The organism is Plantibacter flavus (assembly GCF_002024505.1).
GTDB lineage: Bacteria > Actinomycetota > Actinomycetes > Actinomycetales > Microbacteriaceae > Plantibacter > Plantibacter flavus_A.
In genome coordinates, this window is sequence record NZ_CP019402.1 from 2,523,604 (window position 1) to 2,543,332 (window position 19,729).

Here is a 19,729-nt window from a genome sequence, read left to right on the forward strand (position 1 = left end):
TCACATCCTGAAGAGGCCGAAGCCGGGTTCCGGCAGTGGCGCGCGGGAGCACACCTCGAGCGCGAGTCCGAGGACCGTGCGGGTCCGGGCGGGATCGATGATGCCGTCGTCCCAGAGCCGCGCGGTCGAGTAGTACGGATTGCCCTGCTCCTCGAAGTCGGCGAGGATCGGCGCCCGGAAGTCATCCTCAGCCTGGGCGGTCCACGCCTCACCTCGGGCCTCGAGCTGGTCGCGCTTGACGGTCGCGAGGACACTCGCCGCCTGCTGTCCCCCCATGACGGAGATGCGCGCGCCCGGCCACATCCAGAGGAAGCGGGGGTCGTAGGCCCGGCCGCACATGGAGTAGTTGCCGGCGCCGAACGAACCGCCGATCACGACCGTCAGCTTCGGCACCCGGGTGGTCGCGACCGCGGTGACCATCTTCGCGCCGTGCTTGGCGATGCCTCCGGCCTCGGCGTCACTGCCGACCATGAAGCCCGAGATGTTCTGGAGGAACAGCAACGGGATGCCGCGCTGGTCGGCGAGCTCGATGAAGTGGGCGCCCTTCAGGGCCGACTCGCTGAAGAGGACGCCGTTGTTCGCGATGATGCCGACGGGGTGCCCGTGCAGCCTCGCGAACCCGGTCACGAGGGTGTCGCCGTACTCCCGCTTGAACTCCGAGAAGTCGCTGCCGTCGACGAGCCGCGCGATCACCTCACGGACGTCGTAGGCCGTCTGCAGCTCCGCCGGGACGACGCCGTACAGCTCCGCCTCCGGGACGACCGGCGGCACGCTCGGATGCACCTCCCACGCGCGCGAGTGGGGCGCCGGCAGCGTCGCGACCGCATCCCGGAGGATGTCGAGCGCGTGCGCGTCGTCGTCGGCGAGATGGTCGGTGACCCCCGACACCCGGGCGTGGAGGTCGCCGCCGCCGAGCTGCTCCGGCGTCACGACCTCGCCGATCGCGGCCTTCACGAGGGGTGGACCGCCCAGGAAGATCGTGCCCTGACCGCGCACGATGACGTTCTCGTCGCTCATGGCGGGGACGTACGCGCCGCCGGCGGTGCAGGACCCGAGCACGGCGGCGAGTTGCGGGATGCCGGCCGCCGACATCCTGGCCTGGTTGAAGAAGATCCGGCCGAAGTGGTCCCGATCGGGGAAGACCTCGTCCTGCGTCGGGAGGTTCGCTCCCCCGGAGTCGACGAGGTACAGGCAGGGCAGCCGGTTCGCGGCCGCGATCTCCTGGGCCCGGAGGTGCTTCTTCACCGTCATCGGGAAGTACGAGCCACCCTTCGCGGTCGCGTCGTTCGACACGACGAGCACGTGTCGTCCGTGGACGAGGCCGATCCCGGCGATGACCCCGGCGCCGGGGGTCGCGTCGTCGTACATGCCGTGCGCGGCCAGGGGCGCGATCTCCAGGAAGGGGCTCCCCTCATCGAGCACGCGGTCGACCCGATCGCGTGGCAGCAGCTTCCCCCGGGCGACGTGCCGCACCCGCGACGCTTCCGGTCCGCCCTTGGCCGCGGTCGCCATCGTCTGCTCGAGCACCGTCACGAGCGCCCGCTGCGCAGCCTCCTGCTCGCGGAATCGGGCTGAGGTGGGATCGGCACCGCTCGTGAGGGTGGGCACTCGGGCTCCTGTCGTCGTCGACCGTGAGTGCATTCAGTTACTCATCACTCACTGAAAGAGAGGTTACAGTTCATTAACTGAAAAAGTCCACCCCGAGGAGATCCGATGACCGGTCGTGACACACCGTCCCCGAACCCACCGCACCTCGGGCGCTCGGAGGCGAAAGCGGCACGTCGCTCGGCCCTCCTGCGGTCAGCGGCCGGACTGTTCGCCGAGCGCGGCTTCGCCGGGGTGTCGATGGAGGACCTCGGAACGGCCGTCGGCATGAGCGGGCCCGCCGTCTACCGCCACTTCCCGAGCAAGCAGGCCGTCCTCGCAGCACTCCTCGTCGGCGTCAGTCAGGATCTGCTGGACGGCGGGACCCGCGAGGTCGAGCAGGCTCCGGACAGCGATCGGGCGCTGCGTTCGCTGGTCACCTTCCACGTGGCCTTCGCCCTCGACGACCCCGACGTGATCCGCATCCAGGACCACGACCTCGACAGCCTGGCACCGGACGACCGCCGCACGGTCCGCACCCTGCAGCGGCGGTACGTCGAGCGGTGGGTGGACGTCCTCACGACGCTGCATCCCACGATCCCCACGGCGGAACTGCGGGTCCGCGCGCTCGCGGGTTTCGGACTGATCAACTCCACGTCCCACAGCACCTCCCGCGGCAGGAACGAGGCCGGGACAACCGGCCGCGAGGCGGTGCGCTCGACGCTCGAGCGGATGGCACTGGCCGCCCTGCTCGCCGAGTGAGGATGCGGGACGGGTTTAGTCGACGAGCACGGACAGGACGTTCCCCGCTGGATCGGTGAACCAGGCGATGTCCGGGCCGTTCCCGCGCATGATCCCCTTCGCGTCCGTCGGCAGGACGTCGTCGGGGTAGAGCTTCGTCACCACACCGCGCGCCTGCAGCTCGTCGACCGCCGTGTCGATGTCGTCGACCACGAGGTTCAGCACGGTGAACGAGGCCGGCGTGTGGTCCGGCTTGCCGTAGACGAGCACCGACCCGCCGGCGGGCAGCGCCACGTCCAGGAATCCCATGGCGTTGTCGGTGACCGTGAGACCGAGGACGTCCCGGTAGAACGTCCTCGCCGCGTCGATGTCGTCGACCGAGAACCCGCTGAAGACATCCGTGTACGTGACCATGAGCCGCTCCCTCGCTGATTCCCGATGCGTACACGATGCACGATGCCACGTCGCGGTCGTCGCGTCCAGGCCCGAACGGCCGCCGGGGCGGGTGAGCGCGAGGGCCTGGACTCGACGATCACACCATCGTCAGGACCATCGCCGGATCCGACAGCATCGTCCCGAGGTCGACGAGGAACCGGGACCCCTGCTCTCCGTCGATGAGTCGATGGTCGAACGACAGCGACAGCGTCACGACGTGTCGCAGCGCGACCTGCCCCTCGAATTCCCACGGCCGGCGACGGACGGCACCGAGCGCGATGATCGCCGCCTCACCGGGATTGAGGATGGGCGTCCCCGCGTCGACGCCGAAGACGCCGACGTTGGAGATCGTGATCGTCCCCCCTCGCAGTTCCGCCGGAGCGGTGCGTCCCTCGCGGGCCGTGCGGACGAGGTCCGCCACGGCGTCCGCGAGTTCGAACAGGCTGAGCTCCTCCGCCCGTGCGATGTTCGGGACGAGGAGTCCCCGCGGCGTCGCTGCGGCGATCCCGAGTCCGACGTGCCCGTACTCGACGATCTCCCCGGCAGCCTCGTCCCAGCTCGCGTTGACCGCGGGGGTGCGTCTCACGGCGATGCACACCGCCTTGGCGAGGACGGTCAGGATGTTGACCCGGTGGTCCCCGGTCCGAGGCGAGCGGGCGAGCGCGTCCAGCAGCGACATCGTCGGCGTCACGTCGACCGTCAGGAACTCCGTCACGTGGGGAGCCGTGAACGCACTGCTCACCATCGCCTCGGCGGTGCGGCGCCTGACCCCCGTGATCGGCCGACGCACCGACCCGTCGGCCGCCGTGGCCGCCGTGGCCGGCGTCGCTGGGGTCCCGGCCGGCGCCGCTCCCGCTCCGCGAGCACGCTCCGGCAGCTGCCCACTCGGGCCGGTCGCAGCGCGCTCGACCTCCTCACGCGCGATCCGACCACCGACGCCGGTGCCGACGAGCGTTCCGAGGTCGACGCCGAGATCACGGGCGAGTCGCCGGACCGGTGGTGTCGCGCGAGGCCGGGAACGCTCCGGCACCGGGGCGGTGTGCGCCGGTACGGTGTGCGCCGGGGCAGGTGTGTCATCGTCGCCGGACCGCGCACGGCGCCGTGGCCGTTCACCGCTCGCCGTGCGAGGGCCGTAGCCGACGAGGACCGGCTCGCGGTCCGCCGCCCCACTCGGGCGGTCGACCTCCGCCCTGTCAGCCTCAAGGACCGACGGGGACGGAGCGGTCTCCCCATCGGGCGCGAAATCGACGAGCGCCTCGCCGACGAGGACCGTCGTCCCCGGTTCGACGTGGAGCCTCGTGACCACGCCGGCGGTCGGCGCGGGCAGTTCGACGAGCGCCTTCGCGGTCTCGACCTCGGCGATCACCTGGTTGAGCTCGACGTGGTCGCCGACGGCGACGCGCCAGGACACGAGTTCGCTCTCGGTCAGACCTTCACCGAGATCGGGCAGGGAGAACCGCTTCATCGCCGTCCCTCCCCACCGGTCACAGGCCGGGCCTCGGCCCTGCCCGCGGCCGAGGCGGAGGACCGACGCCCCAGTGCGCGATCGACCCCGTCCAGGATCCGGTCGAGGTCCGGCAGGAAATGGTCCTCGAGCGCCGACGCGGGATAGGGCGTGTCGAACCCCGTCACCCGCACCGGGGCCTCTTCGAGGAGGTCGAAGCAGCGTTCGGTGATCGAGGCCGCCAACTCGGCGCCGATCCCTCCGGAACGCTGCGCCTCGTGCGTGATGACGAGTCGCCCGGTCTTCTCGACCGAGGCGGCGATCGCGTCGACGTCGAGAGGTGCGAGGGATCGGAGGTCGATCACCTCCAGGTCGACACCCTCGTCGGCCGCGGCCTCCGCAGCCTCGAGCGCCGTCTGGACGAGCGGACCGTAGGCGACCAACGTCGCGTCCGTGCCGGCGCGAACCGTCCGCGCACGGGTGAACGCGAGCGGATCGGCTGGGAGGTCGTCGAGCACCTCGCCCTTCGTCCAGTACCGCCGCTTCGGTTCGAAGAACAGCACCGGGTCGTCGCACGCGATCGCCTGACGGATCATCGTGTGCGCGTCCTGGGGGTCGGAGCACGTCACCACGCGCAGTCCCGCCGTGTGCGCGAAGTACGCCTCCGGGGACTCGGAGTGGTGCTCGACGGCGCCGATGCCCCCGCCGTACGGCACGCGGATGGTGACCGGCATGCGGACGGCCCCCTTCGTCCGGTAATGCAGCTTCGCCAACTGCGCGACGATCTGGTCGAAGCCCGGATAGATGAACCCGTCGAACTGGATCTCGCACACCGGGCGGAAGCCTCGGAACGCCAGACCGATCGCCGCTCCGATGATCGCGGACTCCGCCAGCGGCATGTCGACGACGCGATCGGCACCGAACTCCGCCTGGAGGCCGTCGGTCACCCGGAACACCCCACCGAGTCGGCCGATGTCCTCGCCGAGCAGCAGGACCCGGTCGTCGTCGGCGAGGGCGTGGTGCAGTCCGGCGTTGATCGCCTTGCTGAGGGTGAGCATGGTCATCGGGCACCACCGTCGAACATCGCGAGGTACGAGCGGTACTCCTCGCGTTGCCGTTCGAGCCCGGGATGGGCGGTGGCGTAGACCTCGTCGAAGAGTGAGAGCGGGTCAGGGGCAGGCAAGGCGAGGCACCCCGCACGGACCCGGGCGGCCGCGGCGTCGGCGACGGACGCGACGTGGGCTCGGGCGGTCTCGTCGAGGGCCCCCTCGGACTCCAGCAGACGCTCGAGCCGGGCGATCGGATCCTTCGCACGCCACGACACGACCTCGCTCTCGTCCCGGTACCGCGTCGGATCGTCCGAGGTGGTGTGCGGCCCCATGCGGTAGGTGACGGCCTCGATGAAGGTCGGCCCACCACCGGACCGTGCGCGGTCGACGGCGATCCGCATCGCCGCCGTCACGGCGAGCACGTCGTTGCCGTCGACCCGCATGCTCGGCACCCCGAAGCCCGGTGCCCGGTCCGCGATCGGGCGCTGAGCCTGCAGCCCGACGGGCTCGGAGATCGCGTACTGGTTGTTCTGGCAGAAGAAGACCACGGGTGCCTGGAAACTCGCGGCCAGCACCAGCGCCTCGTTCACGTCGCCCTGACTCGTCGCCCCATCGCCGAAGTAGGCCACGGCCACCGCGTCGGACCCGTCGCGCTGACAGCCCATCGCGTAGCCCGTCGCATGGAGCGTCTGGGCACCGATGATGACCGCCGGCGTCGCCATGCCGACCGCGAACGGGTCCCAGCCCGACAGCGCGGTCCCCCGCCACATCGCCATCAGTTGGTCGAGTTCGACGCCACGGCAGTACGCCACGGCCTGTTCGCGGTAGCTCGTGAAGACGAAGTCCCCGCGCCGCAGGACCCGCGCCGACCCCACCTGGGCGGCCTCCTGCCCGAGCGACGGCGGCCACAGACCGATCTCGCCCTGCCGTTGCAAGGCGGTCGCCTCCGTGTCGATGCGTCGCGTGACGACCATATCCTCGTAGAGCGCGAGCAGCTCGGCGTGACCGAGGTCGGCGACGAAGAGGTCGTAGAGGGCGTCCTCCTGGCGGACGCCGTCCGGATCGAGGAGCTGGACGCACCCGTGGTCGACCGGGACCGGTTCGCGTGCATCACCGCCCCGCTCGTCGGAATCCTGCGGGAATTGGGTGTGAGTCTCCATCGACACGATGCACGCCGCCTTGAGTTCGGTGACCTCACGGCGGTGCCTCGTGAGCGATGCCGTGCCCTCGCGTCGTCGCGAGGTGGTCCGAGGCTACGCCGGATCACCCTGGCGCTCAACCGTCGACACTCCGCGCAACGGCGAACGCCCGCCCCGCAGAGGCGGGACGGGCGTTCGGATGCAGCCTGCGGCTTAGCCTTCGGCCGGGGCCTGCTCTGGAGTCCCCTCCCGAGCAAACGACCGTTCGACCGAGATCTAGCCTTCGGCCGGGGCCTGCTCTGGAGTCCCCTCCCGAGCAAACGACCGTTCGACCGAGATCTAGCCCTCGGCCGGGGCCTCAGGGCCCTCGCTGGCAGCGTCGCTGCCGTGCGTGTCGGCCTCATCGGCGACGACCGGAGCGAGCGAGAGCTTGCCGCGGTCGTCGATCTTCGTGATCTCGACGAGGATCTTCTGGCCGACGCCGAGCACGTCTTCGACGTTCTCCACACGCTTGCCACCGGCGAGCTTGCGGACCTCGGAGATGTGCAGCAGGCCGTCCTTGCCCGGGAGCAGCGAGACGAACGCACCGAACGCGGCGATCTTGACGACGGTTCCGAGGAACTGCTCGCCGACCTCCGGGTTGGTGGGGTTCGCGATCGCGTTGACCTGGGCACGAGCGGCCTCGGCCGACGGGCCGTCGACGGCGCCGATGTAGACGGTGCCGTCCTCCTCGATGGAGATGTCGGCGCCGGTCTCGTCCTGGATCGAGTTGATCGTCTTGCCCTTCGGGCCGATCAGCTCGCCGATCTTGTCGACGGGGATCTGGACGCTGATGACGCGAGGCGCGGTCGGCGCCATCTCGTCGGGAGCGTCGATCGCCGCGTTCAGCACGGAGAGGATCGTCGTGCGGGCGTCCTTGGCCTGCTGGAGCGCACCGGTCAGGACCGAAGTCGGGATGCCGTCGAGCTTCGTGTCGAGCTGGATTGCCGTGACGAACTCGGAGGTACCGGCGACCTTGAAGTCCATGTCACCCAGGGCGTCTTCGGCGCCGAGGATATCGGTGAGCGCCGCGTAGCGGGTCTCACCGTCGACGACGTCGGAGATGAGGCCCATGGCGATACCGGCGACGGGTGCGCGGAGCGGCACACCGGCGTTCAGCAGCGACAGGGTCGAGGCGCAGACGGAACCCATCGAGGTCGAACCGTTGGACCCGAGGGCCTCGGAGACCTGACGGATCGCGTAGGGGAACTCCTCACGGCTCGGCAGCACCGGCACGAGAGCGCGCTCGGCGAGGAAGCCGTGCCCGATCTCGCGACGCTTCGGCGAACCGACCCGGCCGGTCTCACCGGTCGAGTAGGGCGGGAAGTTGTAGTGGTGCAGGTAGCGCTTCTTCGTGACGGGCGACAGCGAGTCGATCTGCTGCTCCATCTTGAGCATGTTCAGCGTGGTGACACCCAGGATCTGGGTCTCACCGCGCTGGAAGATCGCGGAACCGTGGACGCGCGGGATGACCTGCACCTCCGCGTCGAGCGGACGGATGTCGGTCAGGCCACGGCCGTCGATGCGGATGCCCTCGCGGAGGACACGGCCGCGCATGACGACCTTCGAGACGGACTTGTACGCCGCCGAGAACTGCGTGAGCACCTCGGCGTCGAGCGAACCGGCCTCGACGCGCTCGGTGATCTCCGCCTTGACGCGGTCCTTGAGGGCGTCGTCGGCGTTCTGGCGCTCGATCTTGTCGGCGATCTGGTAGACGTTCACCAGTTCGTCGTGCGCGAGACCGGCGACGGTGTCGTAGGTCTCCTGCGTGTACGGGAGGAACACGGGGTAGGCCGCGATCTCCTTGGCCGCTTGAGCGGCGAGTTCGCTCTGCGCCTTGACGAGCTGCTTGAGGAACGGCTTGGAGGCCTCGAGACCGGCCGCGACGACCGCCTCGTCGGGCTTCGTGGCGCCGCCCTTGATGAGGTTCCAGCTGTTCTCGGTGGCCTCGGCCTCGACCATCATGATCGCGACGTCTTCGTTGCCGTTGGCGTCGGTCACGATGCGACCGGCGACGATGATGTCGAAGACGGCCTCCTCGAGCTGGTCGACCTTCGGGAAGGCGACCCACTGGTCGGCCTCGCCGGCCTGCCCGGGGATCAGCGCGAGACGGACGGCGCCGATCGGACCGGAGAACGGCAGACCCGAGATCTGGGTGGACATCGACGCCGCGTTGATCGCGAGGGCGTCGTAGAACTCACCCGGAGCGATCGAGAGGACGGTGATGACGATCTGGACCTCGTTGCGGAGGCCGGTGACGAACGACGGGCGCAGCGGCCGGTCGATGAGGCGGCAGACGAGGATCGCCTCGGTCGAGGGGCGGCCCTCACGACGGAAGAACGAACCGGGGATCTTGCCGGCGGCGTAGGAGCGCTCCTCGACGTCCACCGTGAGGGGGAAGAAGTCGAAGTTGTCCTTGGGGTGCTTTCCGGCCGAGGTGGCCGAGAGGAGCATGGTCTCCTCGTCGAGGTACGCGGCGATCGCGCCCTGGGCCTGCTGCGCGAGGCGGCCGGCTTCGAACCGGACCGTGCGCTTGCCGAACTTGCCGTTGTCGAGAACGGCCTCGGCGAACTTGATTTCTGGACCTTCCACAGGTCTCTCCTTCGTACGTGTGCGCTCCCGTCGAGTGACGGGCCGCGCGTCCCGAATGGACGCGCCGTCGAGCGCGGTCGTGCATGATGCAGCGCGCAACACAGCCGCAGTACTTGCTCAAGCCGCCCGGTCTTCCGGGACTTGGCTGGCCACCAGTAGAACACCACCCGCGGATCGCGAGGGATACACCACCGAGGACCAGCTTCCTGTCGGCTGGCTGTGCGCGGAGCGGACCATCACGGTCCGCCGTCGGCCAGCCTAGCAGAGGGGGGTTCGGCGATCCCCGGAACGACACGGATCCTCAGGTGATGGGCGGGGTGCCGGGAGCGGCCGGAGACGCCGCGCGGCGGCGATCGCGTCCCCAGGACACGAGCAGGAGGAGCATCGCGACGGCCGCTCCGAGGAGGGTGTCGAGCACCCGCTCCCCCACGATCGCGAGCACCGGCTGCTTCGACGAGGACGTGCTGATGATGAGCACGAGCGGCGTGATGAAGACGAGCGCCAACGCGTAGTGCCGGATGACGACGAGCTCGATCGTGAACTGCAGGGCGGCCAGCACGAGGGCGAGGACGTAGCCGTGCGGCTGGAGCGAGGCCACGGTGAGGAAGATCCCGGCGCCGACGACCGTCCCGAGCACGCGGTGCACGCCGCGTGTCGCGCTCAGGGTGCGCGAGTGCCCGACGCTGAGGATCGCGACGGCGGACCCGGCGATCCAGTACCCGTGACCGAGGCCGAGGACCGCTCCGAGGACAGCGCTGATCGCGAGCGCGACGGTGAGGCGTGTCGCGATCCGGCGGTCGGTCGCGCTCAGCCGGTACTCGGGGAACAGCACGCGCATCGGCGTCGGCTTCCCCGCGCCGCGGCGGACCGCCGGCACGAGCAACGGCGCGACGACCACCAGGAAGGCGAAGGCCGAACCGGCCGCCACGAGCAGGATGACCAGCCCGCCGTCGAGCCCGGCGCCGCCGATCGGGACGGGCGCGGTCAGGTGGCCGGCGATGCCGAACACGAGGATGAAGAACAGCGCGCCCGGAGGGCCGAGGACGATGCCCTGCACCAGCCAGATCACCACCGACCCGACGACGATGAGACCGACCGCGGTCAGCGGCCGAGAACCCGACATCGCGACACCCAGCGCCGCGGCCGTGACGAGTCCTGCTCCGATGAGCGGCAGCACCCGCAGACGGTCCCGGCGGCTGAGCGGCGCGCAGTAGAGCGCGGTGAACGCCCCGAGGCCGGTGAGCAGGCCGAGCGGCGTGAGTCCGAAGAACGTCGCGACCGCGACCGGCACGGCCATCGCTATCGCGGCGGTGAGGGCGGCCGGCCAGCGCTTGGGCGATGGCGCGAAGCTGATCAGCGAGGTCTTCAGACCGCGTTCAGCCATCCGATCCTCCGCTCTCGTGCAACCATCCAACGCTACGCCATCCTGAGCCGGGTGCCCGGGCCCCGTCGTCGCGCGGGCCGCCCCGGGCTACGCTGGTGCGGACCCCAGGAGGTGACGTTGACGCATCCCGCGCCGGCAGCCGCTCGCCCGAAGCAGCGCGTCCCGTTCTGGGACAACGCCCGTTTCGCGTGCATCACGCTCGTGGTCATGGGCCACGCGATCCAGCGTCTGACCTCCGAGTCCGACCCCGCGCTCGTCGTGTACCTGTTCCTCTACGCCTTCCACATGCCGGCGTTCGCGATCATCAGCGGGTACTTCTCGAAGTCGGCCCCTCCCGGACGACGACAGATGCGTCGGGTGATCACGGACATCCTCGTGCCCTACCTGATCATGGAGGGGATCTGGTCCCTCGTGCAGTTCCTCGTCGAGGGCAAACGCGCGTTCAACCCGACCCAACCGTCGTGGACCCTCTGGTTCCTCCTCGCGCTCGGCATCTTCCGCCTCGTCCTGCCCTATCTCGCCCTCCTGCGCTGGCCATTGCTCTGGAGCGTGGTGATCTCGATCGGCGTCGGCTACCTCGACAACGTCGACAGCACGTTCTCGCTCTCGCGCGCGCTCGGGATCCTGCCGTTCTTCGTGCTCGGGTGGCAGATCAACCGGTGGCGGCTCGTGGACCGCTGGCGTCTCGTCCGTACGAGGGCCTGGTGGATCCGGATCGCCGCCGCCGTCGTCTTCATCGCGTGGGCGGTCGTCCTCGTCCTCGGGATCGACCTGTGGCGCCGCATCGACCTGCGCTACTGGTTCTTCTACGACCGGGGGTACACCGCGCTCGGGAACGAGGACGGGACGGGCGGCCTGGTGCGACTCGCGGCCATCCTGCTGGCCGTCGTCCTCACCGCGGCGTTCTTCGTGCTCGTCCCCCGCGGCCAGTCGTGGATCACCCGGTACGGACAGTCGACGATGTACGTCTACCTGCTGCACTCCTTCGTGCTCTACCCCCTGCGAGAGTCGGGCGTCCTGACCGACACGGGCAACCCGGAGCTCGTGCTCGTCGGCCTGCTGGTGCTGTCGGTCCTGATCGTCATCGTGCTCTCCAGCGGACCCGTGCGCCGCATCACGAGACCGCTCATCGAACCCCGCGCGGCGTTCATCTTCAGTCGCAAGCGGGCCTTCGACCCGGAGCCCCCGCGAAGCGACCCGACCGGATCGCGCCGCGACGTCACGAGGTGACGAGGACGACCTTCCCGCGGACGTGACCGTCGATGAGGTGGCGGTAGGCGTCGACGACCCGCTCGATGGGCCACACGCTGTCGATCGGGAGGACGATCTCACCCCGCGCGATCGACTCGCCGAGCGCTGCCAGCTCGTCGAGCGTCGCGTCCTGTCCGCCGACGCCGCGGAACCCGTGCTCGGTGGCGAAGGGTCGGTCCGCGATCGTGTTGACCCGCTCCGGCGCGACGCCGAGATCGCGCGCCAGCTCGAGGGTCGGCCGGCCGTGCGTGTCGATGACGGCGGTGATCCCGCCGGGGGCCGCCTCGAGGACACGCTCGCGCAGGCCGTCGCCGTACTGGACGGGGATGACGCCGAGACCGCGGAGGAACTCCTGATTGGCCGCACCGGCGGTGCCGAGCACGACCGCGCCGGTCCGCCTGGCGAGCTGCGCCGCGAGCACGCCGACCCCGCCGGCCGCAGCACTCACGAGCACCGTGTCCGACTGCTGGACGCCGACGGCGGCGACCGATGCGATCGCCGCGCGTCCCGCGATGTCGAGGGCACCGGCCTGCTCGATGGTGAGCCCGTTCGGCACGTGGTGGAGGATGCCGGCCGGAGCGATGAGGAAGTCCGCCTGCGCGTGGAACCGGTGTCCGCCGTACACGTGGTCGCCCGTCGCGAATCCCTGGACGCCGCTCCCCACACCGTCCACCACCCCGGCGAAGTCGTTGCCGTTCCCGCTCGGGACGTCCCGCCCGAAGGAGGCGAGCGCTTCGGGTGATGACGCGAGCTTGTGGTCGACGGGGTTGAGCCCTGCGACGAGGACACGGACTCGGACCTCGTCGTGGCCGGGCACCGGGATGTCGCCCTCGACGAGGTGGAACACCTCGGGGCCACCGAACCGGTCGAACCGCACGAACCTCGCCATGATGCCTCCTCCGCCGGCTTCCGCCGACCTCCATGCTCACACGCTTCCCGGGCGAGGACCACCCTGGCCGCAGCGGACGTCACGCGCCGTTCACCCGGCCGAGCGAGAATCACGGGCATGGCATGGGTCGATGAGCTGCAGACGGCGATCACGGCGTGGTTGCTCGAGATCGCCGCGTCGGGCTGGGTGTTCCCTGCGCTGTACCTGCTGACGGTCGCCGACGCCTTCCTGGTCGTCCTACCGAGCGAGACCGCGGTGACGGCGCTCGGAGCGATCTCGGCGTCGAGCGGCTCGCCGGACCTCGCCCTCCTCATCGGCGTGGCCTGGGCGGGCGCCGTGACCGGCGACGTGTCCTGCTACCTCCTCGGTCGGCGGATCGGGACCACACGGTTCGCCTGGATGCGGCGCCCGCGGGTCGCGGCCGCGATCGGACGTGCGGGCGTCGCGCTCGAGCGCCGCGCCGCTGCAGCCATCCTCACCGCGCGCTACATCCCGTTCGCGCGCATCGCGGTCAACCTCGTCGCCGGTGCGAGTGGCCTCCGCCCACGTCGGTACCTCCCGATCACCGTCCTCGCAGGGCTCGCCTGGGCACTGTGGAACGTGGGCGTCGGAGCCGTCGTCGGCCGGTTGCTCCCGGATCAGCCGGTACTCGCGACCGCCGTGTCGATCGTCGTCGCGGTCGGCCTGGGCGTGGCCGTCGACCGGATCAGCGCCGCCCTGTCCGCACGACGGCGACGGACACGGGCCTCACTCGACGAGCTCGCCCCGCGCCTTCTTGCCGACGATGGAGTGCCGGCGGCTGTAGGCGAAGTAGATGATGAAGCCGAGCGCCAGCCAGACGAGGAACCGCACCCAGGTGAGCGTCGTCAGGTTGAGCATGAGCCAGACGCAGAGCACCGCTGAGAGGATCGGGAGGAACGGCGACCACGGGACGCGGAACGCGCGCGGCAGCTTCGGGTACTTCTTCCGCAGCACGATCACGGCGATGCTGACGAGCACGAACGCGGAGAGCGTGCCGATGTTGATCATCTCCTCGAGGATGCCCACGTCGGTCAGGCCGGCGATCAGCGCGACGAGCGCGCCGACGATGAGCTGCACCCGCACAGGTGTCTTGCGCTTCTCGGAGGTGACACTGAGTGAGCGCGGGAGCAGGCCGTCGCGGCTCATGGCGAAGACCACGCGGGCGAGGCCGAGCAGGAGCACCATGATGACGGTCGTCAGGCCGGCGAGGATGCCGATCGAGATCACCTGCGCGGCCCAGTCCGCACCCACCGCGATGAACGCCGTCGCGAGTGAAGGGTCCTCAGCCTCGGCGAGCGTCGTGTACGGCACCATGCCGGTGAGGACGAGGCTCACGCCGACGTAGAGGACGGTCACGATGGCGAGGCCACCGAAGATGCCGCGCGGCAGGTTACGCTGCGGGTTCTTGACCTCCTCCGCGCTCGTGGCGACGACGTCGAACCCGATGAAGGCGAAGAAGACGAGTGAGGCACCGGCGAGCAGACCGAAGACGCCGTACTGCGCGGGCGCGGCCCCCGTCATGAAGGAGAACAGCGACTGCGACCAGGCATCGGACGCCCCGCCCTTCGTCGGGACCTCGTCGGGGATGAACGGCGTGTAGTTCGCCGCCTTGACGAAGAAGGCGCCGACGACGATGACGAAGATGACGATCGCGACCTTGATGATCGTGAAGACGCTCGCGACACGCGAGGACAGCTTCGTACCGAGGACGAGCAGGGTGGTGAAGATCGCGACGATGACGAACGCGCCCCAGCTGACCTTGAGCCCGAGGACGTCGAGCTCGCTCGGCACGTCCCAGCCCCAGAGCAGGAAGACGTTGCTGAGGTAGATGCCCCAGTACTTGGCGATGACGGCGGCCGCCGTGAGCATCTCCAGGATGAGGTCCCATCCGATGATCCACGCGAGGAGCTCACCGAGGGTGGCGTAGGTGAAGGTGTAGGCGGAGCCGGCGACGGGCACGGTGGAGGCGAACTCCGCGTAGCACATGATGGCGAGGGCACAGGTGACGGCCGCGAGGATGAACGCGAGCGACACGGACGGGCCCGCATAGTTGCCCGCGGCCTTGGCTCCGACGGAGAAGATGCCCGCGCCGACCGCGACCGCGACACCCATGATCATGAGGTCCCAGGTGCCGAGCGTGCGCTTCAGGCTGCGCCCTTCGACGCTGGAATCCGCGAGGGAGTCCTCGATGCTCTTCGTCCGCCAGATGCTCATGGTGCTCCTTGCCGTGGTGCGGTACCTCGTGGCCTCGCGCGAAGCCGACTCTCGACCTTGCCAGATGCGTGGCCCATGGTCGAGTCACGGACGAGTTTTTCTGCAGCTGTGGGGTTCCCGGTGGAACACGAACGGGCCGTCATCCGAGTGGATGACGGCCCGTCACGAAGAAGCTCGCGGTGTCAGCGCCCTTCGACAGGCTCAGGGACCGTGGGTCCGGTGAGTCGCCGGAGGGTTCAGAGCTGCTTGCCTAGCGGCGGAGTCCGAGGCGCTCGATCAGCGAGCGGTAGCGCTCGATGTCGACGGCCTGGAGGTAGCCGAGGAGGCGGCGACGCTGTCCGACCAGGAGCAGCAGGCCACGACGCGAGTGGTGGTCGTGCTTGTGCTCCTTGAGGTGCTCGGTGAGGTCCTTGATGCGGCGGGTCATGACCGCCACCTGGACCTCGGGGGATCCGGTGTCACCTGGGTGGGTTGCGTACTCTTCGATGATCGCCTTCTTACGGTCTCCTTCAAGCGCCATAGTGGTGATCCCCTCTCTGTTCGTTGCGCGGTGCCCGTCGCCTGATGCGTGGGCTCTCTTGATCCGCGGCCGTTCGACGGCAACCTTGTGATTCTAGCAGGTTCAGAGCGAAGGAGGTTCGCGGTGCGTCGAGCGCCGCTTCGCGTTCGCCCGCTCCTCCGCCTCGGTGGCTGCGACCCGGCGCCGACGACGCAGTACGAGGATGAGGGCGAGCGCGATGAGGTCCAGAACCAGGAAGGCGAGGAGTAGCCAGACCCAGAGCGGAGGTCCGGCACCGGCGCTCGGCGCAGGCTCGGCCGCGGCCTCCGCTGCCTCGGCCGTCGTCGTGGAATCGTAGACGAGCCGGACCGGGTCGCCGAGTGTGGCCCCGCCGTCGGCGTTCGTCGACACGAGGGCGAGGGTGATGTCGTACTCCCCCGCGTCCGCTCCGCGAAGCCACTGGGTCATGTTGATCCTGGTGGACCATCCGCCGTCGCTGCCGATCTCGATCGGCTGCCCGTCGAAGCGGAACTCGGTCGCCCCCGTCCCGCCGGTGGACTGCAGGTCGCACGAGGCGTCGTCTGCCGTCGAGCTGCTGAAGCAGGCCTTCGCCGAGTCGTAGAGGTCGATCGAGCGCCAGTAGGACAGCACGACGTCGGCACCCGCGTCGGCGGTGCCGGTGACGTCGAATCCGCTCACCTGCTCGCCGTCCAGGGTGTAGTCGACACGGTAGACGGTGTCGCCGTCGGTCGGGCTCTCGATCGTGCCGGCGCCGGCGGCCGACGCGGGAGCGGACGCGGCGAGCGGCAGGACGACGGATCCGGCGCCGAGCGACACCGCCACCACGGCGAGCGCCGCGGCACGAGCGGCACGCTGCAGCAGCGGACCGAGTCGACGCACTCCGGGGATCACCTGGCCACCACTCCCTCCGGCGACGCCGGACGGCGACGCACGCCTCCAGTATCCCAAAGTCCGGGGTGCCGAGCCTGGGAACGACGGAGGCGGGGACCGCACCCGGCGGTCCCCGCCCGCATCGGGGCGGTCGGGCGGAGTCGTCCGATCAGGCCCCGCGACCACCGAGCAGCTCGGAGAACGGGCGGTCGAGCGCGAACGGGTCGTTCAGGCGCCCGGAACGGTCCGAGGCCGCCACGAGTGCGCTCAACTCACCGGCCGCACGGTCGATCCGCGCCGGCAGGGCGCCGAGCTGCGCGTCGCCCGTCCCCCAGTCCTCGGAGGCCGCGAACACGGCGGTCGGCACGGTCACCGCCCGCAGGTAGGCGAACAGGGGACGCACGGCGTATTCGAGGGCGAGCGAGTGTCTGGCCGACCCACCCGTCGCACCGAGGACGATGGGCACCCCGGTCAGAGCGGTCGGCTCCACCACGTCGAAGAACGACTTGAACAAGCCGGAGTAGCTGGAGGAGAAGATCGGCGTCACGGCGATGACGCCGTCTGCGCCGGTCATGGCTTCGATCGCCTCGGACAACCGTGGACTGGGGAACCCGGTCAGCAGGTTGTTCGTGATGTCCTGAGCCAGGTCGCGCAGCTCGATCGACGTCGTCTCGACGTCATAGCCGTCCTGCTCGAGGTGCGCCACGGTGGCGTCGCGGAGGCGGTCGGCGAGGAGGCGCGTCGACGACGGCTGGCTGAGACCTGCCGACACGACGGCGAGCGTACGCTTCGCGGTCATCGGGTCGCCCCGACCGCCGCCGCGCCGAACGCCGAACCGGATGCGACCCGGCTCGTCTCGACCGCACCGGAGCGCGAAGCGAGTTCCGCCTCAGCGGCTGCGACCATCGACGCGTGCGTCGGCGCCTCCGGGACGTCGGCCGGACGGTCCTTCGCGAACTCCTTGCGCAGCACCGGCACGACCTCGCCGCCGAGGATCTCGAGCTGGTCGAGCACCGTCGCGAGCGGGAGCCCGGCGTGATCCATGAGGAACAGCTGACGCTGGTAGTCGCCGAAGTGTTCGCGCATCCCGGCGTACCGGTCGATGACCTGCTGCGGGCTGCCGACGGTGAGCGGCGTCTGCTCGGTGAAGTCCTCGAGCGTCGGCCCGTGACCGTAGACCGGGGCGTTGTCGAAGTACGGCCGGAACTGGGCGACGGCATCCTGCGAGTTCTTCGCCATGAACGCCTGACCGCCGAGTCCGACGATCGCCTGCGCGGCCGTGCCGTGTCCGTAGTGCTCGAACCGCTGACGGTACAGCTGGATGAGGCGCATGTAGTGCTCCTTCGGCCAGAAGATGTTGTTCGCGAAGAAGCCGTCGCCGTAGTAGGCCGCCTGCTCGGCGATCTCGGGGCTCCGGATGGAGCCGTGCCACACGAAGGGCGGCACGCCGTCGAGCGGTCGCGGTGTGGACTGGAAGCCCTGCAGCGGGGTGCGGAACTGGCCCTGCCAGTCGACGTAGTCCTCTCGCCACAGGCGGTGGAGCAACGCGTAGTTCTCGATGGCGAGGTTGATGCCCTCGCGGATGTCCTTGCCGAACCAGGGGTAGACGGGCCCCGTGTTGCCACGGCCCATGATGAGGTCGACCCGGCCGCCGGCCAGGTGCTGCAGCATGGCGTAGTCCTCGGCGATCTTCACCGGGTCGTTCGTGGTGATGAGCGTCGTGCTCGTCGAGAGGATGAGGTCCGTGGTCTTCGCAGCGATGTAGCCGAGCATGGTCGTGGGACTCGACGGGACGAAGGGCGGGTTGTGGTGCTCGCCGGTCGCGAAGACGTCGAGACCGACCTCCTCCGCCTTCACGGCGATCGCGACCATCGCCTCGATGCGCTCGTGCTCGGTGGGCGTGATCCCGGTGGTCGGGTCGGTGGTGACATCCCCCACCGTGAAGATTCCGAATTGCATCATGCGCTCCCACTCGTTCTTTCATGCATTTGCATGGATATCAAGGACAACGGCGTTCACACCCGCGCTATTCCCGGCCCGTTCGGCATCCTGTCCACAGCGCGCCGCGCGAGCCGGACGCCGTGTCGGCGGGCTATGGCAGGATCACCGCATGAACGGCTCACCGAACCCTTCGCCCAGCACGCCGACACCCGCCTCTCGGCACGTGTGCGGCATCGTCCCACCCTGGTTGCTCGAGCGCATCGCCGGACTCGACGCTCCGCAGCTCGCTCGCGCCGCCAGTGCCGCGCGGTACTCGCTGCTCGCCACGCGACCATACCGCTTCCCCGAGCCCGGGTCGGAGCGGGCCGCCGATCCCGTGCGCGGCGCCACGGCCGGCAAGCGTCCGGTCGGCACCCCGGAGCGCAGCATCCACGACGCCGAGGGGACCGAGACCCTCCCGGGCACGCTCGTCCGCTCGGAGGGCGAGCCCGCCACCGCCGACACTGCGGTCTCCGCCGCCTACGACGGCCTCGGCGACACCCACGCCCTCTTCGCCGAAGCCTTCGCGCGCGACTCCATCGACGGCCGCGGGCTGCCCCTGCTCGCCACGGTGCACTACGGCGACGACTACGACAACGCGTTCTGGAACGGCGAGCAGATGGTCTTCGGCGACGGCGACGGGGAGGTCTTCCGCAGCTTCACGAGCTCCCTCAGCGTCATCGGCCACGAGCTGGCCCACGGCGTGACGCAGTACACGGCGAACCTCGTCTACGAGGGGCAGCCCGGAGCGCTCAACGAACACGTGTCCGATGTCTTCGGCGCCCTCGTCGAACAACACGCGCGCGGCGAGGACGCGGTATCGGCGTCCTGGCTCATCGGCGAAGGCCTCTTCACGGACGAGGTCGAGGGCGACGCTCTGCGTTCCATGCTCGCCCCGGGCACGGCCTACGACGACGACGTCCTCGGCAAAGACCCGCAGCCGGCGCACTTCGACGACTACATCGAGACGACCGACGACAACGGAGGCGTCCACCTCAACTCCGGCATCCCCAACCGGGCGTTCGCGACGCTCGCCGTCGCCCTCGGTGGCAATGCCTGGGAGCGCGCGGGGCTCATCTGGTACGACACCCTCGTCGGCGGTCTGTCGGAGCGCGCCGACTTCGCGACCTTCGCCGCGGCGACGATCGAGGCGGCCTCCGCCAGGTTCGGTGTGGATTCGGAGGAGCACATCGCGGTCGGGCAGGCGTGGGCGCTCGTCGGTATCGAGCCGTCCGCCTGAGCGTCGTGGCAGCGCCCGGGCTCGCGGAGTAGCATCGCGGCATGAAGGTCACGGTGACGAGGAGCGGCGGTGTAGCCGGTCTCACCCGACGCTGGGAGGTCGTCGTCGACGAGCAGCCCGACGTCGACCGGTGGATCGTCCTGCTCGACCGCCTCCCGTGGGACGACACCCCACAAGGACCACCGGTCCCGGATCGGTACGTCTACCGCATCCGATGCGCCCCCAAGGAGGCCACCCTCGGCGAGCAGCAGCTCACCGGTCCCTGGCAGGAACTCGTCGAACGGGTGCGCGCCGTCCAGCCGCCACGCGACTGACGATTCCTCGCCGGTCGCATGAC

The 19,729-nt window shown here is 69.8% G+C and carries 17 protein-coding genes and 1 pseudogene; 5 read left to right on the plus strand and 13 right to left on the minus strand.

Annotation, left to right across the window (positions count from 1 at the left end; genetic code table 11):
• Entirely contained in the window at positions 1–1,608 is a 1,608-nt protein-coding gene (locus tag BWO91_RS11840) for a carboxyl transferase domain-containing protein (RefSeq protein WP_240555477.1), read from the minus strand.
• A gap of 105 nt (positions 1,609–1,713) precedes the next feature.
• Here BWO91_RS11840 and BWO91_RS11845 point away from each other — a divergent pair, with 105 nt between their 5' ends.
• Positions 1,714–2,346, plus strand: a complete 633-nt coding sequence (locus BWO91_RS11845; RefSeq protein WP_079002696.1) for a TetR/AcrR family transcriptional regulator — start codon at positions 1,714–1,716, stop codon at positions 2,344–2,346.
• Positions 2,347–2,361: 15 nt separating this feature from the next.
• On the opposite strand, the gene BWO91_RS11850 is transcribed toward BWO91_RS11845, so the two are convergent.
• The 6 genes from BWO91_RS11850 to BWO91_RS11875 form a co-directional block, all read right to left on the minus strand.
• Positions 2,362–2,739, minus strand: a complete 378-nt coding sequence (locus tag BWO91_RS11850; protein ID WP_064294462.1) for a VOC family protein — start codon at positions 2,737–2,739, stop codon at positions 2,362–2,364.
• 118 nt (positions 2,740–2,857) lie between these two features.
• Positions 2,858–4,225, minus strand: coding sequence for a dihydrolipoamide acetyltransferase family protein (locus BWO91_RS11855; RefSeq protein WP_079002697.1), 1,368 nt, complete (start codon positions 4,223–4,225; stop codon positions 2,858–2,860).
• Complete coding sequence (locus BWO91_RS11860) at positions 4,222–5,268, minus strand: alpha-ketoacid dehydrogenase subunit beta (RefSeq protein ID WP_079002698.1); 1,047 nt, start codon at positions 5,266–5,268, stop codon at positions 4,222–4,224. Before BWO91_RS11860 ends, BWO91_RS11855 begins: the two co-directional genes overlap by 4 nt.
• Positions 5,265–6,413 (minus strand): pyruvate dehydrogenase (acetyl-transferring) E1 component subunit alpha, encoded by a 1,149-nt coding sequence (gene pdhA / locus BWO91_RS11865; protein WP_079002699.1) that lies wholly within the window; start codon positions 6,411–6,413, stop codon positions 5,265–5,267. Before pdhA ends, BWO91_RS11860 begins: the two co-directional genes overlap by 4 nt.
• A 318-nt stretch (positions 6,414–6,731) precedes the next feature.
• Positions 6,732–9,023, minus strand: coding sequence for a polyribonucleotide nucleotidyltransferase (locus BWO91_RS11870; protein WP_079002700.1), 2,292 nt, complete (start codon positions 9,021–9,023; stop codon positions 6,732–6,734).
• 301 nt (positions 9,024–9,324) lie between these two features.
• A complete protein-coding gene (locus BWO91_RS11875; protein WP_079002701.1) occupies positions 9,325–10,407 on the minus strand; it encodes an FUSC family protein in 1,083 nt (360 codons plus the stop codon).
• Positions 10,408–10,524: 117 nt separating this feature from the next.
• Between BWO91_RS11875 and BWO91_RS11880 the strand changes: the two genes are divergently transcribed.
• Positions 10,525–11,637, plus strand: a complete 1,113-nt coding sequence (locus tag BWO91_RS11880) for an acyltransferase family protein (RefSeq protein ID WP_240555479.1) — start codon at positions 10,525–10,527, stop codon at positions 11,635–11,637.
• Here BWO91_RS11880 and BWO91_RS11885 read toward each other — a convergent pair.
• Positions 11,627–12,547, minus strand: a complete 921-nt coding sequence (locus BWO91_RS11885) for an NADP-dependent oxidoreductase (RefSeq protein WP_079002702.1) — start codon at positions 12,545–12,547, stop codon at positions 11,627–11,629. The genes BWO91_RS11880 and BWO91_RS11885 overlap by 11 nt on opposite strands.
• Before the next feature lie 117 nt (positions 12,548–12,664).
• Between BWO91_RS11885 and BWO91_RS11890 the strand changes: the two are divergent.
• Positions 12,665–13,150: pseudogene (locus tag BWO91_RS11890) on the plus strand (DedA family protein); the annotation flags it as partial.
• A gap of 144 nt (positions 13,151–13,294) precedes the next feature.
• Here the strand turns inward: BWO91_RS11890 and BWO91_RS11895 are convergent.
• From BWO91_RS11895 to BWO91_RS11915, 5 genes are all read right to left on the minus strand, one after another.
• Positions 13,295–14,782, minus strand: coding sequence for an amino acid permease (locus BWO91_RS11895; RefSeq protein WP_079002703.1), 1,488 nt, complete (start codon positions 14,780–14,782; stop codon positions 13,295–13,297).
• 250 nt (positions 14,783–15,032) lie between these two features.
• A complete protein-coding gene (gene rpsO, locus BWO91_RS11900) occupies positions 15,033–15,302 on the minus strand; it encodes a 30S ribosomal protein S15 (protein ID WP_056012204.1) in 270 nt (89 codons plus the stop codon).
• 102 nt (positions 15,303–15,404) lie between these two features.
• Complete coding sequence (locus BWO91_RS11905; protein ID WP_153303445.1) at positions 15,405–16,193, minus strand: hypothetical protein; 789 nt, start codon at positions 16,191–16,193, stop codon at positions 15,405–15,407.
• Positions 16,194–16,341: 148 nt separating this feature from the next.
• Positions 16,342–16,971, minus strand: coding sequence for an FMN reductase (locus BWO91_RS11910; protein WP_079002705.1), 630 nt, complete (start codon positions 16,969–16,971; stop codon positions 16,342–16,344).
• Entirely contained in the window at positions 16,968–18,131 is a 1,164-nt protein-coding gene (locus BWO91_RS11915; protein WP_064294472.1) for an LLM class flavin-dependent oxidoreductase, read from the minus strand. The genes BWO91_RS11910 and BWO91_RS11915 overlap by 4 nt, the downstream gene beginning before the upstream one ends.
• 151 nt (positions 18,132–18,282) lie before the next feature.
• Between BWO91_RS11915 and BWO91_RS11920 the strand changes: the two genes are divergently transcribed.
• The gene (locus BWO91_RS11920) at positions 18,283–19,392 is read left to right on the plus strand and encodes a M4 family metallopeptidase (protein ID WP_079002706.1); all 1,110 of its coding nucleotides are present in this window, start codon (positions 18,283–18,285) and stop codon (positions 19,390–19,392) included.
• 41 nt (positions 19,393–19,433) lie between these two features.
• A complete protein-coding gene (locus BWO91_RS11925) occupies positions 19,434–19,706 on the plus strand; it encodes a protealysin inhibitor emfourin (RefSeq protein ID WP_064294474.1) in 273 nt (90 codons plus the stop codon).
• Positions 19,707–19,729 lie beyond the last annotated feature (23 nt).